The sequence below is a fragment of the Methylobacterium sp. J-001 genome, assembly GCF_022829565.1.
Taxonomy (GTDB): Bacteria; Pseudomonadota; Alphaproteobacteria; order Rhizobiales; family Beijerinckiaceae; genus Methylobacterium.
Genome location: NZ_JAKSYN010000021.1, coordinates 13,594 through 27,606, shown reverse-complemented (window position 1 = coordinate 27,606; position 14,013 = coordinate 13,594). Strand labels below are relative to the sequence as shown.

The following is a 14,013-nucleotide window of genomic DNA, read 5'->3' as shown; positions in this document are numbered from 1 at the left end:
GAGGTCTGAGTAGAGAGTCATGCCGAACGGCCACATCATCGTCGCCGACGACGACGCCGCGATCCGCACGGTGCTGAACCAGGCACTGTCCCGGGCGGGCTACGAAGTCCGCTCGACGGGCAATTGCGCCACGCTCTGGCGCTGGGTCGCGCAAGGGGAGGGCGACCTCGTCATCACCGACGTGGTGATGCCCGACGAGAACGTGTTCGACCTGCTGCCGCGCATCAAGCGCGTGCGACCGGAGCTGCCGATCATCGTCATGAGCGCGCAGAACACCTTCATGACGGCGATCCGCGCCTCGGAGCGGGGCGCCTACGAGTACCTGCCCAAGCCCTTCGACCTGAAGGAGCTGATCGCCATCGTGGGCCGGGCTTTGTCGCGTCCCCGCGGGGCGCCCGCGGCCGGCGCGCCCCCCGACAACGAGGACATTCCGCTGGTCGGGCGCTCGCCCGCCATGCAGGAGATCTACCGGGCGCTCGCCCGGCTGATGCCCACCGACCTCACGGTGATGATCACCGGTGAATCCGGTACCGGCAAGGAGCTGGTCGCCCGGGCGCTGCACGATTACGGCCGCCGCCGCACCGGCCCGTTCGTGCCGGTCAACATGGCCGCGATCCCGCGCGACCTGATTGAGTCCGAGCTGTTCGGCCACGAGAAGGGCGCGTTCACCGGCGCGCTCCAGCGCTCGGCCGGCCGGTTCGAGCAGGCCGAGGGCGGCACCCTGTTCCTCGACGAAATCGGCGACATGCCGATGGAGGCCCAGACCCGGCTGCTGCGCGTGCTCCAGCAGGGCGAGTACACCACGGTCGGCGGGCGGGTCCCGATCAAGACCAACGTCCGGATCATCGCGGCGACCAACAAGGACCTGCGGATCTCGATCCAGCAGGGCATCTTCCGCGAGGATCTGTTCTTCCGGCTGAACGTCGTGCCGCTGCGGCTGCCGGCCCTGCGCGAGCGCTCGGAGGATGTGCCGGATCTGATCCGCCACTTCTTCGTGCTGGTCGAGCGCGAGGGCCTGACCCGCAAGTCGCTCGACGGCGACGCGATGGAGCGGCTCAAGCGCTACCGCTGGCCCGGCAACGTCCGCGAGTTGGAGAACCTGGTCCGGCGGTTGGCCGCGCTCTATCCGCAGGAGACGATCACCGGCCCGGTGATCGAGGCCGAACTCGATACCCTGCCGCTTGCCCCCCCGGCCTCGACCAATGGCAGCGGCGGAACCCGTAAGGCCGGCTCCGAGTCGGAGAGCCTGTCCAGCGCGGTGGAGCGCCACCTGTCGGACTACTTTTCGGGCTACCGGGACACGCTGCCCCCGCCCGGGCTCTATCACCGGATCCTGCGGGAGATCGAAGGTCCGCTGATCGGAGCGGCACTCGCTGCCACCCGGGGCAATCAGATCCGCGCGGCGGAACTGCTCGGCGTCAACCGCAACACCCTACGCAAGAAGGTCCGCGATCTCGATCTGCAGGTGTTCCGCACGGCCCGATAGGGGGCTTTCGAAGGGCTTCCAAGCTCCTTCGGGGGGTCGGGGCGCGTCGCGTCCCGGGCCCTTTCAGCGCCGCGGCAGGATCGGGTCGCCGCGCATCAGGGCGTTGAGGCGCTCGGTATCGAAGCCGTTCGGGATGCTCGGCACCACAGGCTTCGGCGCGGGCGCAGCCTTCACGGGGGCCGGAAGCGACCCGGTGGCGGAGGGCTCGGCCTGGGCGGCGCGCACCACGGCCGACGGCGCCAGATGGGCGAGCCGGTCGGCGCTGACGAGGGCGACGATCGCCGTCGAGACCAGCACGAGGACGCCGCCGAAGAGAGAACGCAGGATACGCACGCAGACGACCCGGAACGCGACTTGAGACGGCAACAGATTACCCGCCGGCCCGTTAACGAAGCCCACCCCAAATGTCCGGGATGGGAGCCAATGTTCGGGAGGCGATATTGACGAACGTCCAGGCCACCGCGAGCGACAGCCCGTTCATTCAGGGCCGCAACGCCCGCCTTTACGGCAAGCCCGCGAGCGAATGTCCCTATCCGGAAGGCTCCGAAGAGCATGCCGGCTGGATGCAAGCTTACGAGGAGGCTGCGGTCTCCGATCCGGCGGAGAAGCCCTGAGCGGTGGGGGCAGAACGGCGGAGGCCGGTCATGCCTCCTCAGTAACGGCCACCATGCGTTCCGAGCCCGCGCGACGCAGGACATCCTCGGCCCATTGGTTGAGGCTCGTCCCGGCGAGTTCCGCCGCGAGAGCAGCCTGCGCATGGATATCGGGGTTGATCCTGAGCATGAGCTTGCCGGAATAGGCTTTCTCCGGCTCCTTTCCGATCGCTCGACAAGTCGCGATATAATCGTCCACGGCCTCATGAAACGCAGCCTTCAGTTCGGCTACAGTTCCCCCGTGAAAGCTGACCACGTCGTTGATGCCAGCTATTTGACCGACAAATAGCTCATCCTCCTCGTCAAATGCGACGCGGGCACGGAAGCCCTGATAGGTCATCGTGTTCACGCTGACTCTCCCGGTCTGACCCCGATTTTGATGAGAAACTCACGCGCGGCGCGCACCTGATAGCGCGCAGCCTCCTTGGCCGGATGCGGCCGATGGAAAGCGGCCACGACGCCTCTGTACTCGAAACGCACCCGTGACCCGGTCCCTTCGATAAGCCGGCATCCGACTGCGAGCAGCAAGCTTTCAATAGCCTGCCACTCTATCGAGGCCAGCACGGGATCCTTGTAGATCGCACGCAAAGTTCGCGAATGCCGGCTGTTCACGCTTCGCTCGGTATCGCCAGTTTAGATATCAAAATCTGATATCAACTTTCCCCCTCATGGTCAATCCGAAGGCCGTGTGATCGTTTCACCCTTTGGCCCAGGCTTGACCTCGCCCAAACCCGCGGGCTTCGTGTTTTGCAGCGCAACGCGATCGTCGAGCCACAATGTCCCTGACGCCCAAGCCCGAATCGAAGCAGACATTCGGGGCGGCGACGCGCCTCGTCCATGCCGGCCGGGATCCGGGCGCGCAGCACGGCTTCGTCAACACGCCGATCTATCGCGGCTCGACCGTGCTCTACCCGACCTACGACGCGATCAAGCATCGGCGCGGGCGCTACAATTACGGCACCTCGGCGACGCCCACGATGGATTCGCTCACCGAGGCCTGGACGGAGCTCGCCGGGGCCGCCGGCACGGTGGTGACGCCCTCGGGGCTCTCGGCCCTGACCATCGCGCTGATGGCCGCGGTCTCGGCCGGCGACCATCTGCTGGTGACGGATTCGGCCTATCGCCCGACCCGGCAGTTCTGCGACGGCGTCCTGGCCCGGTTCGGGGTCGCGGTCACCTATTACGACCCGACCGTGGGGGCCGGGATCGCGGAGCTGATGCGCCCGAACACCAAGGCGGTGCTGGTCGAGGCGCCGGGATCGCAGAGCTTCGAGATGCAGGACATCCCGGCGATCGCCGAGGTCGCTCATGCAAGGGGCGCCTGCGTGATCATGGATAACACCTGGGCGACGCCCCTGCTGTTCCCACCCCACGAACGCGGAGTCGATATCGCGGTCGAGGCCGGGACCAAGTACCTGAGCGGCGGCTCGGACCTGCTGATCGGCCTCACCTCCGCCAACGCGGCCTATTTCCCGGCGGTGCGGCGCACCTTCGACCATCTCGCCCCCTGCGCCGGGGCCGAGGACATCTTCCTGGCGCTGCGGGGCATGCGCACCATGGCGTTGCGCCTGCGCGAGCACGGCCGCGCCGGGCTGGAGATGGCCCGGTGGTTCCAGGCCCGGCCGGAGGTGCTGCGGGTGCTGCATCCCGGGCTGCCGGAGGATCCCGGCCACGCGATCTGGAAGCGCGATTTTTCCGGCGCCTCCGGGCTGTTCGGGGTGATCCTCAAGCCGGTGCCCGAGGCCGCGGTCGCCGCCATGCTGGACGGACTCGAGCTGTTTGGGATGGGCTTCTCCTGGGGCGGCTTCGAGAGTCTGGTGATCCCGTTCGACTGCGCCGGCTACCGGACCGCGACCCAATGGGCCCCGGGCGGCCCGGCCCTGCGCTTCCATATCGGGCTGGAGGATGTCGCCGACCTCCAGGCCGATCTCGATGCCGGCTTCGCGCGCCTGCGGGCGGCGTCCTGAAATGGTCCGCCCCGTCATCGCGCGCGCGATGACGCATCGATGACGGCGCATTTGACCTTCCCGTCCGATCCTGATTGACCGGCCGGGCATGACCACGAGCCTTTCCGCCGACGGCGTCCCGCGCCTCGCTTCTGTCGACCGGATCGGCCGCGGGCTCGACGCGCTGAGCCTCACCCAGACCCGCGCCATCCTGGCCCTGCTGGCGCTCTGCCTGCTGCTATTCCTGCCCGGCCAGATCTCTTTGCAGCCGATGGACCGGGACGAGCCACGCTTCGCCCAGGCCTCCAAGCAGATGCTGGAGAGCGGCGACCTCGTCGATATCCGCTTCCAGGGGGAGGCCCGGCACAAGAAGCCGGTGGGGATCTACTGGGCACAGGCCGCCGCGGTGGCAGCAGGCGAAGCGCTGGGCGTCCCCGACGCGCGCCGGCAGATCGCCCTCTACCGCATCCCGTCGCTGATCGGCGCCACCGCCTCGGTGCTGCTCGCCTACTGGGCCGCGCTCGCCTTCCTGCCCCGCCGGCTCGCCCTGCTCGCGGCCGCCCTGTACGGCGCCGGGCTGATGCTCTCGGCCGAGGCGCATCTCGCCAAGACCGACGCCCTGCTCGCCGCCTGCGCCACCGCCAGCCTCGGGGCGCTCGCCCGGGTGTGGCTCGCGTCCCGTGCGGGCGGAGTCGCGAGCCGCGCCGTCTTCCCGGCCTTCTGGCTCGGGATGGCACTCGGCATCCTGGTCAAGGGACCGATGGTCCCGCTCTTCGTCGTGCTGCCGGCGCTGATCCTGTCGGTGGTCGCGCGCTCGGGCCGCTGGCTGCTCGCCCTGAGACCCTGGGCTGGCCTGGCACTCACGCTCCTGCTGGTTGCGCCGTGGTTCGCGGCGATCGCCTGGAAGAGCGGCAGCGCGTTCTACGCGGAGGCGGTGGGTCACGACATGCTCGGCAAGGTCGGCGGCGCGGCCGAGCGGCACTGGGCTCCCCCCGGGGCCTACACGCTCGCGTTCTTCGCGACTTTCTGGCCCGGCGCGGCCTTCGCGGCGATGAGCCTGCCGCTCGCCTGGCGCGCACGGCGCGAGCCCGCCTTCGCGTTCCTGATCGCGACCGTTCTGCCGGCCTGGCTGATCTTCGAGGCGGTGCCGACCAAGCTGCCCCATTACGTCCTGCCGCTGATGCCATGGCTGGCGATCCTCACGGCTCTGGCCCTGTCGCGTGGCGCGCTCGACCCGCGGCTGCGGGGGGCGCGGGCGACGGCCCTGCTGGTTCCGGCGATCCCTATCGGGCTCACGCTCGGCCTGTGCCTCGCGGGCTGGCGCCTCGACGACCACACGCTGCCCTGGGCCGCGCTGCCGCTGCTGGCCGCCGCCTGCGCGGTTGCCGCGCTGGCCTGGACGGCCTTTGCGAGCGGCAAGCCTGAGCGGGCCCTCGTACTCGGCATTTTCGCCTCCTGCCTGCTCGGTCCGGCGGTGCTGGGCGTGGCGCAGCGTGCGCTGCCGGCGCTCAAGGTCTCCCCCCGGCTGGCCGCCCTGCGTGACCGGATGCGCTGCCCGAATCCGCAGGTCGCGAGCCTCGGCTACCGGGAGCCGAGCCTGGTCTTCCTGGTCGGAACCGACCTCGCCCTGCCGCCGGACGGCACCGCTGCCAAGCAGTTCCTGGAGGCAGGCGGCTGCCGGCTGCTGTTCGTGGAGGCTCGTGATCGGGACGACTTCAACGCCGCCTGGCCGGTGGGGCGGGGCGCGCCCGCGCCGCTCGCCGAAGTCGAGGGCTTCAACCTCAATACCGGCCGGCGGGTCTTCGTGAACGCTTACGCGGTGACCCCATGACCGGCGCCCCCCATCTCAGCGTCGTCGTGCCGGTGAAGAACGAGGCGGGCAACATCGCCCCCCTGGTGGCCGAGATCGAGTCCGCCTGCGCGCCGATCGGGTTCGAGCTGATCTACGTCGACGACGGCTCCACGGACGGCACGCCGGGCGCCCTGGCGGCGGCCCGCACCGGCCGCCCATGGATGCGGGTGATGCGGCACACGCGCAGCGGCGGCCAGTCGGCGGCGGTGCGCAGCGGTGTCCTGGCGGCGCGGGCGCCGGTCGTCGCGACCCTGGACGGCGACGGCCAGAACGATCCGGCCTTCATTCCCGCCCTGCTCGCCGCCCTCGAGGCAGGGGGCGCGCAAGTCGGCCTCGCCCAGGGGCAGCGGCGCGGGCGCAAGGACGGACGTTTCAAGATGCTGCAATCGCGCATTGCCAACGGCGTGCGCGGGCGCATCCTGAACGATGCGACCCGCGACACCGGCTGCGGCCTGAAGGTGTTCCGCCGCGCCGTATATCTCCGGCTGCCCTATTTCGATGCCCTGCACCGGTTCATGCCGGCCCTGGTGGTGCGCGAAGGATTTGCGGTGGTCCACCACGACGTGATCGACCGGCCCCGGCTCACTGGAATCTCGAATTACGGCTTGTTCGACCGTCTCTGGGTCGGCCTCCTCGACCTCGCCGGGGTCTGGTGGCTGATCCGGCGCAAGCGGGCCGATCCGCAGCCGCGGGAACTGCCCGCCCCGGACGCCGCGCCCGCAGACCAGGATGTCGGATGCTGATCCAGCTCGCCCGCGATCTGCCGGACTATTTCTATGATGTGTTCGTCACCCGGCTCGATTTCTGGGTGGTGTTCGGCATCGTCGCCCAGATGGTGTTCGGCTCGCGCTTCATCCTGCAATGGATCGCCAGCGAGCGGGCCGGCCGAAGCGTGATGCCGCTCTCGTTCTGGTTCCTGTCGATCCTGGGCGGGCTGATGACCCTGGTCTACGGGTTCGTCCGCCGGGAGCCGGTGATCATCATCGGCCAGGGCCTGTCCACCGGCATCTACCTGCGCAACCTCGCGCTGATCTTCCGCGAGCGGCAGCGGCGGCGGAGCGGCACCCCATGACGCGCGCGCCTTTGCCAGCCTTCTACGACGACCTCGACGCCACCTTTGCCGAGCTTTGGCGCCTCCTGGCGGAGGGCGCCGCGCAGGGCCGGAGCGGGTTCCACCTGCCGGTGCTGGCGACCCTCGGCGCTGAGGGTCCACGGCTGCGCACGGTGGTGCTCCGCGCCGCGGATGCCGAATCCGGCACCCTGCGCTTCCACTGCGACCGCCGCTCCGACAAGGCCGCCGAGATCCGGGTGAACCCGGCCTGCGCGCTCGCCGCCTACGACGCCGAGTCCAAGATCCAGATCCGGATCGAGGGCCGGGCGACGCTCCATGTGGACGATGCCGTCGCGGACGCCGCCTGGGCCGGCTCCCGGGCGATGAGCCGGGTCTGCTACGGCGCCGACCCCGCCCCGGGGACGATCCTACCCACGGGCGGCGCCTATACGCTGCCCGACGAGGCGACGGCGGCTACCCTCGGCCGCCCGCATTTCGCGGCCGTATCGGTGCGGGCCGCGCACCTCGACTTCCTCTACCTCGACCGCCGCGGCCATCGCCGGGCGGCCTGGACACGGGGCTCTGGCGACTGGGCCGGCGGCTGGATCGCACCCTGATCGGATTCGACGCACGAGATCGACCAGTAACAGATCTCACAAACATCATTAAGATATTTTTATTTCTTTATTTTTGAGACTTAACATCAGATCTGGTACAATAACTCAAATATTCGCCGCAAGATAAAGAAAAAACCGACCATTCTTCGGTTCGAATGCTCCGTCGATCCCACAGAAATCGCTCTTGTCGCCAGGACGATAAAAAAAGATACGTCTCGCCAGCTCGATCGGGATCGCGCCAAGTGGGGCCGCCATGGAACTGATAGCGAAGATCAACATTCCCACAAAGCTGTTCGCAGTCATTGCTATGATGAGCGCAATGTTTTTCGGCTGCGCCTGGTACACGTCGCAGAATATCGCCGGAATCGACGCGGCCTACACAACGCTGCTCGATAAGGAATCGAAGGCGGTCGTGAAGATGGCGCGCCTGAACCGCGTCGTCGCGCAGCTGAGTTACGGCGCCTTCCGCACCGCGGCCGAAGCCGGCACGCCGGAAGGGAGCCGCATCGGCAGCACCCTCGACGCATTGGTGGACGAGGCCGCGAAGCTCGCCGACGGCGCCCGTCGGGAAGCCCCCAACTTCCGGGATCGCATCGACCAGATCGGCCCCCAATTCGACGCCTATGCCCGGGCCGTCCGCGACATCCGCGCCCTCGCCGAAACAGGTAAAGGTGACGAGGCCCTGACGCTCGCACGCCGGATCGCGGGCGGCGTTCAGAAGGAGGTGAGTGATGCCGTCCGGACGCTGGTGGCGGACATCGACGCCTCGGTCCAGACCCATTCCGACGCACTGACCGCGGAGACCAACGCGACGCGCACCCTACTGCTGACCGTGTCGATCCTCGGCATCGCCGCCGGCATGATCGGCGGTGTCCTCGTCGTCATCTTCGGCGTGACACGCCCGATCCGCCGGCTTGCGGGCACGCTGCAGCGCATGGCGGACGGGGAGATCGACGCCGAGATCCCCGAGGCGCGGCGCGGCGACGAGATCGGCCTGATCGGCCGGGCCGTGGAGGGCATCAAGGCGCTGGTCGCCGAGAAGGCCGCCGAGCAGGCCGAGACCCGGCGAATCGCCGACGAGTCGGCCGCGAAAGCGCGCCGGCAGGCCATGCTGGACCTCGCCGACGGCTTCCAGGGCACGGTCGGCCGGATCATCGGCCAGGTCTCGTCCTCGGCCACGGAGCTTCAGGCCACCGCCCAGACCATGACGGCCACCGCGACCCAGACCGCCAGCCAATCCACCACGGTGGCGGCCGCGGCCGAGGAAGCCGCCAGCAACGTCAATACCGTGGCGAGCGCCGCCGAAGAGCTGGGCTCGTCGGTCCAGGAGATCGGCCGGCAGGTCGACGGGTCGGCCAAGCTCGCCCAGGGCGCCGTGTCCGAGGCCGATCAGACCGCCTCCCTGGTGCAGGAGCTCAGCGCCGCCGCCGCCAAGGTCGGCGACGTAGTGCGGCTGATCACCGATATCGCCGCCCAGACCAACCTGCTGGCCCTCAATGCCACGATCGAGGCGGCGCGTGCCGGTGAGGCGGGACGGGGCTTCGCGGTGGTCGCCGCCGAGGTGAAGGAACTGGCGAACCAGACCGCCAAGGCAACCGAGGAGGTCGCCGGGCAGATCGGCCAGATCCAGAGATCCACCGGTGCGGCCGTCTCGGTCATCGGCGGGATCGCAGCCCGCATCCGGGAGATCGAGGCGGTGTCGACGTCCATCGCGGCCGCGGTCGAGGAGCAGGGTGCTGCGACACAGGAGATCGTGCGCAATGTCGGCCAGGCGGCACAGGGCACCGGCGCGGTGACCAGCAACATCGTCGGCGTGGCCTCAGCCGCCGAAGAGACCGGCAAAGCGGCCGGCCAGGTGCTCGGCGCGGCTTCCGAGCTGTCGCGCCAATCCGAGCACCTCAGCGGCGAAGTCGGTCGCTTCCTGGCGACGATCCGGGCTGCCTGAGCCTGGGCGCGGCCCGCGCAGGGATATCAGCCTTGCGCGGCTCCCCCTGTCCGGGATGGGCCGCCGGGCGTAAAGCCCCGGCACCGTCCGCTCGCTCGGGTCGATCGGCGGATCGACCCGGAGGACTGACGTGGGCCTCGTCTACGCGCTCGGCGCCTATCTGAGCTGGGGCCTGCTGGTCCCGGTGCATTTCCGGATGCTCGGCGCCTTCAGTCCGAACCACATCCTGGCCGAGCGCATCGTCTGGTCGAGCCTGTTCGCGGGGGCGCTGGCCCTGGCGCTCGCCGCGCGCAAGCGCCTGAACCTGCCGCTGCCCCTGTGCCGCCGCCACGCTCTGCTGGCGGTCTCGGCCACGATGATCGGGGTGAACTGGCTGCTCTACCTCTACGCCATCGACCGCGGACACCTGCTGGACGCGAGCCTAGGCTACTACATCAACCCGCTGGTCAGCGTGGCGTTCGGGCGGATCGTGCTCGGCGAGCGGTTGCGGCCGTTGCAGGCGGTGGCGGTGGGGATCGCGGCGGCGGGCGTCGCGGTGGCGGTCCTGTGGGCCGGCGAACTGCCGGCCTTGTCGCTGTCCCTCGCGGTGAGCTTCGCGCTTTACGGGCTCGTCCGAAAAATCGTCGGGGTCGACGCCTTGGTCGGATTCCTGGCCGAGACGCTGATGCTCCTGCCCCTCGCGATCCTGTGGCTCGTCCTCTCGCCCGAACCGTTCCTGCCGGCGGAGCCCAAAAGTCTCGTGCTGCTGATGCTCACCGGGCTCACCACGGCGCTGCCGTTGATCTGGTTCGCCGCTGCGGCGGTGCGCTTGCGGCTGACCACCCTTGGCCTGCTGCAATACGTCGCCCCGACCTGCCTGCTCGGTCTGAGCGTCCTGGCCTATGGCGAGCACGTGGAGCCACCCAGGACGGCGATGTTCGCCCTGATCTGGGCGGCGCTCGCCCTGTACAGCTTCGACGCCTTCCGCGGCCGGCGGCCGTCGGAACCAGCGGTCGCGGTCCGGTCGGATCCCGATCCGATGCGTGTATAAGGCATTCCATGCGCCCCGCGGGGCGGGCGACGGGATACCGGCGAGCCGATGAGCGAATCCGAGGGCGGCCGAGGCGTCGTCACCGATGCCGATTACAGGAATCTCGCCGAGACGCTGCCGCAGCTCGCCTGGATCGCCGAGGCCGATGGAACCATCGTCTGGTACAATCAGCGCTGGTACGACTACACGGGCAGCACCCTCGAGGAGATGCGTGGCTGGGGCTGGCGCGCCGTCCACCATCCCGATCACGTCGACGCGGTGACCGAGCGCTTCCGGGCGGCGATCCTGCTCGGCCAATCGTGGGAAGACACGTTCCCGCTGCGCGGGAAGGACGGGATCTATCGCTGGTTCCTGTCCAAGGCGCTGCCGCACCGGGACGAAGCGGGCAACATCCTGCGCTGGTACGGCACCAACACCGACGTCTCCCGGCGCCGGGCCGTCGAGGAGCGCCTGCGGGATTCCGAGCAGCGCTTCCGGGCGCTGGTGGACGCCTCCGCGGCGGTCATCTGGAACACGAACGCGGTGGGCGAGCTGATGCCGCCCCAGGTCCGCTGGAGCACCTATACCGGCCAGAGCGAGGAGGCCTACCAGGGCTGGGGCTGGGTCGACGCGGTCCATCCGGACGACCGCGCCCACGCGGCCGATTCCTGGGCCGCCTGTGTCGAGGAACGCAAGCCCTACGAGGTCGAGTACCGTCTGCGCCGGCACGACGGCGTCTGGCGCGCCATGGAGGTGCGCGGCGTGCCGGTGCTCGCCGAGGACGGCACCTTGCGCGAATGGGTCGGCACCTGCGTCGACGTCACCGAGCGCAAGGAAGCCGAGGAGGCGGTGGAGCGGGCCCGCCAGGCCGCGGAGGCCGCCAACCGGGCGAAAAGCCAGTTCATCGCCAACATGAGCCACGAGCTGCGCACCCCGCTCTCGGCGGTGATCGGCTATTCCGAGATGCTCGGCGAGGAGCTGGAGGATATCGGCCAGGCCGCCCTGCTGCCGGACCTGCGCAAGATCGAGGCGGCGGCCCGGCACCTGCTGTCGCTGATCAACGACGTGCTCGACATCTCCAAGATCGAGGCCGGGCGCATGACTGCCTCGGCCGAGACGTTTTCGGTGTCGGACCTGCTCCGGGACGTCTCCGATGCCACCGGCTCGCTGGTGGAGAAGAAGGGCAACCGCTTCGTCCTCGACGCCGACGGTGCCGAACTGGGCGCGATGCACCAGGACCAGACCAAGATCCGCCAGTGCCTCCTGAACCTGATCGGCAACGCCGCCAAGTTCACCGAGGCCGGCACGATCACCCTGGCCGTGCGCCGCCACCAGGACGCGGGGGCGGACTGGCTGTCCTTCGCGGTCACCGATACCGGTATCGGGTTGAGCGAGGAGCAGATCGCGCGCCTGTTCGAGCGCTTCGTGCAGGCCGACGACTCGACCACCCGCCAGTTCGGCGGCACCGGCCTCGGCCTCGCCATCACCCGGGCCTTCTGCCAGACCATGGGCGGCGACATCGCCGTCACCAGTAAGGAGGGGCAGGGCGCGACCTTCACGATCCGCCTGCCGGCGGTGCTCGCGCCCGAGGACGAGCCGCCGGAGGTGGCCGAGATCGCCGCCGCGGTCGAGCCGCACGAACAGCACGAGACCGTCCTGCTGGTCGACGACGATCCGGCCGCCCGGGAGCTGCTCCAGCGCTTCCTCGAGCGCGAGGGGTTTCACGTCCGCACCGCCAGTGACGGGCGAGCCGGGCTGACGCTGGCCCGGGCGCTCAAACCGCGGGCGATCCTGCTCGATGTCGAGATGCCGCGCATGGACGGCTGGGCGGTGCTGCACGCCGTGCGCAACGATCCCGATCTCGCCGGCACGCCGGTGATCATGACCTCGGTGGTGGCCGAGCAGGGGCTGGGCCAGGCGCTCGGCGCCACCGACTACTTCGTCAAGCCGATCGACTGGGACCGGATGAAGGGCATGATGGAGCGCTACCGCCCGGAAGGGCCGGGGGAGGCGCGCGTCCTCGTGGTCGACGACGACCCGGATGCCCGCGAGCGCCTGCGCCGGTCGCTCGGCCGCGAGGGCTGGACCGTGGACGAGGCCGAGAACGGCCGGATCGCCCTGGAACGGGTCAGCCAAACGCGCCCGAGCCTGATCCTGCTCGACCTGATGATGCCCGAGATGGACGGGTTCAGCTTCCTGCGGGCCTTGCGCGCCCGGCCGGACGGCGACGTGCCGGTGGTGGTGCTCACCGCCAAGGAGATCACCAGCGCCGAGAAGGCGAGCCTCGGCGCCCACGCCGACCGGGTGATCGCCAAGGGCTCCATGAGCCTCGCCGAGATCGGCCGGCAGTTGCGCGTGCTCTATGCCCGCTCGGCCGCCGAGCCGGTGCCGGGCCGGCTCCAGGGCCTGATCGAGCGGCTCGCCGAGAACGATGTGGGAGATGAACCATGAGCGACGACGGGATTGATCTTAACAAGGCGGCGGCGATCCGCCTGCGGGCGCGGCTGGCAGTGGTGGAGCGGGCGGCCTGGTTCGGCCTCGTCCACGCAATGAAGACGCGGCCCGCCGAGACCGAAGCCTACATCGCCGCCGAGCGGGCGCGCTGCGCGGAAGGCTTTGGCGGCACCACCTGGGCCAAGGACCTCACGGATGCCGAGCGCAAGATGCTCGCCGAGGAGGTCGATGCCGGGCTGGCGCAACTGATCGAGGATGCCCGCGGGGAGGTGTGAGCCGGTCTCGGTGGGACGGCACTACCTCTTCACGCATAACAGATAGCGAGTAGAAGCGTCGCAGACGGCCGCTTGATGGCGGTCGATAAACGAGCGACATGATGCAGATCAAGAAATATTTAGGAATTTATTCTTAAATCGGAAATGCCTCTTATTCTAAATAATTCAAACTGCAAATCTAATTAATGTGAAAATTATTAATCAACAGCACATCAAAAGTGATAAATATAGGCGAATATTGCTATATAATTGAGGTAAAGTTCCGATCGCATCATGGCCCGGAATACTGGTTTTCTGCTAAAGTTCCTATTTATGTGGCGCGCACAGGAGAACTCGCGGTGCGTGACCGCAGCGAATCATTGCATCTATCTAAACTTCGTTTTGATCTTGCGGCAGCCAGCGTCGTCGTAAAATTCAATCGGCTTAGGTTTGCGCTTAAATATGTTGAGCCCAATCAGCCGCATGTCCCGGCGGGACAGCGCGAAGGAGGTCAATGGTCTAGTACCTCATCTGGGTCTGGAACACGTCGAACCAACAACGGCGTTCAATCTATCGCTCGATCGTACAGATTCGGAGTACTTGTTGCCGAGATACCGAAAAAATAGGCGCAATTGCGTCTACGAATTCGACTTCGGGTTAGTCATGGTAGAAGGCCCAACAAATCCTCGTTGCATTCAGGAACTTCCATCAAAAGCTGTCAGCCATGGAATGTTGCTGAACGACAA

15 protein-coding genes are annotated in these 14,013 nt (G+C 68.3%); 11 read left to right on the top strand and 4 right to left on the bottom strand.

What is annotated here, in order from left to right; all coding sequences use genetic code 11:
- Positions 1-19: 19 nt before the first annotated feature.
- On the top strand, positions 20-1,486 hold the full coding sequence (ntrC, locus tag MKK65_RS00560; protein WP_058192205.1) for a nitrogen regulation protein NR(I): 1,467 nt from the start codon (positions 20-22) through the stop codon (positions 1,484-1,486).
- Between the two features lie 63 nt (positions 1,487-1,549).
- Here the strand turns inward: ntrC and MKK65_RS00555 are convergent, their stop codons facing one another.
- On the bottom strand, positions 1,550-1,852 hold the full coding sequence (locus MKK65_RS00555; RefSeq protein ID WP_243954380.1) for a hypothetical protein: 303 nt from the start codon (positions 1,850-1,852) through the stop codon (positions 1,550-1,552).
- Between the two features lie 74 nt (positions 1,853-1,926).
- On the opposite strand from MKK65_RS00555, the gene MKK65_RS00550 reads away from it, so the two are divergent.
- Complete coding sequence (locus MKK65_RS00550; protein WP_243946381.1) at positions 1,927-2,100, top strand: hypothetical protein; 174 nt, start codon at positions 1,927-1,929, stop codon at positions 2,098-2,100.
- Between the two features lie 28 nt (positions 2,101-2,128).
- Here MKK65_RS00550 and MKK65_RS00545 read toward each other — a convergent pair whose 3' ends face one another.
- Both MKK65_RS00545 and MKK65_RS00540 read right to left on the bottom strand, forming a co-directional pair.
- Entirely contained in the window at positions 2,129-2,488 is a 360-nt protein-coding gene (locus tag MKK65_RS00545) for a type II toxin-antitoxin system HicB family antitoxin (RefSeq protein ID WP_058192204.1), read from the bottom strand.
- Positions 2,485-2,751, bottom strand: coding sequence for a type II toxin-antitoxin system HicA family toxin (locus MKK65_RS00540; protein ID WP_243954378.1), 267 nt, complete (start codon positions 2,749-2,751; stop codon positions 2,485-2,487). The genes MKK65_RS00545 and MKK65_RS00540 overlap by 4 nt, the downstream gene beginning before the upstream one ends.
- Before the next feature lie 164 nt (positions 2,752-2,915).
- On the opposite strand from MKK65_RS00540, the gene metC reads away from it, so the two are divergent.
- The 5 genes from metC to MKK65_RS00515 all read left to right on the top strand — a co-directional run bounded on the left by metC (position 2,916) and on the right by MKK65_RS00515 (position 7,605).
- Positions 2,916-4,106: a cystathionine beta-lyase gene (gene metC / locus MKK65_RS00535; protein WP_243954376.1), complete on the top strand. Its 1,191-nt coding sequence runs from the start codon at positions 2,916-2,918 to the stop codon at positions 4,104-4,106.
- An 88-nt stretch (positions 4,107-4,194) separates the two neighbouring features.
- On the top strand, positions 4,195-5,916 hold the full coding sequence (locus MKK65_RS00530) for an ArnT family glycosyltransferase (RefSeq protein WP_243954373.1): 1,722 nt from the start codon (positions 4,195-4,197) through the stop codon (positions 5,914-5,916).
- Complete coding sequence (locus MKK65_RS00525; protein WP_243954371.1) at positions 5,913-6,680, top strand: glycosyltransferase family 2 protein; 768 nt, start codon at positions 5,913-5,915, stop codon at positions 6,678-6,680. The genes MKK65_RS00530 and MKK65_RS00525 overlap by 4 nt, the downstream gene beginning before the upstream one ends.
- Positions 6,674-7,009, top strand: a complete 336-nt coding sequence (locus tag MKK65_RS00520) for a lipid-A-disaccharide synthase N-terminal domain-containing protein (protein ID WP_243954369.1) — start codon at positions 6,674-6,676, stop codon at positions 7,007-7,009. The genes MKK65_RS00525 and MKK65_RS00520 overlap by 7 nt, the downstream gene beginning before the upstream one ends.
- Positions 7,006-7,605, top strand: coding sequence for a pyridoxamine 5'-phosphate oxidase family protein (locus tag MKK65_RS00515; RefSeq protein WP_243954367.1), 600 nt, complete (start codon positions 7,006-7,008; stop codon positions 7,603-7,605). Before MKK65_RS00520 ends, MKK65_RS00515 begins: the two co-directional genes overlap by 4 nt.
- Before the next feature lie 105 nt (positions 7,606-7,710).
- On the opposite strand, the gene MKK65_RS00510 is transcribed toward MKK65_RS00515, so the two are convergent.
- Positions 7,711-7,950 carry a hypothetical protein gene (locus MKK65_RS00510; protein WP_243954414.1) on the bottom strand — a complete coding sequence of 80 codons (240 nt, stop codon included), beginning with the start codon at positions 7,948-7,950 and terminating at the stop codon, positions 7,711-7,713.
- On the opposite strand from MKK65_RS00510, the gene MKK65_RS00505 reads away from it, so the two are divergent.
- The 4 genes from MKK65_RS00505 to MKK65_RS00490 all read left to right on the top strand — a co-directional run bounded on the left by MKK65_RS00505 (position 7,925) and on the right by MKK65_RS00490 (position 13,288).
- The gene (locus MKK65_RS00505; RefSeq protein ID WP_409565343.1) at positions 7,925-9,550 is read left to right on the top strand and encodes a methyl-accepting chemotaxis protein; all 1,626 of its coding nucleotides are present in this window, start codon (positions 7,925-7,927) and stop codon (positions 9,548-9,550) included. The genes MKK65_RS00510 and MKK65_RS00505 overlap by 26 nt on opposite strands.
- A gap of 130 nt (positions 9,551-9,680) precedes the next feature.
- Entirely contained in the window at positions 9,681-10,580 is a 900-nt protein-coding gene (gene rarD / locus MKK65_RS00500; protein ID WP_243954363.1) for an EamA family transporter RarD, read from the top strand.
- A 48-nt stretch (positions 10,581-10,628) separates the two neighbouring features.
- Complete coding sequence (locus MKK65_RS00495) at positions 10,629-13,010, top strand: response regulator (protein ID WP_243954361.1); 2,382 nt, start codon at positions 10,629-10,631, stop codon at positions 13,008-13,010.
- Positions 13,007-13,288: a hypothetical protein gene (locus tag MKK65_RS00490; RefSeq protein ID WP_243954359.1), complete on the top strand. Its 282-nt coding sequence runs from the start codon at positions 13,007-13,009 to the stop codon at positions 13,286-13,288. The genes MKK65_RS00495 and MKK65_RS00490 overlap by 4 nt, the downstream gene beginning before the upstream one ends.
- Positions 13,289-14,013 lie beyond the last annotated feature (725 nt).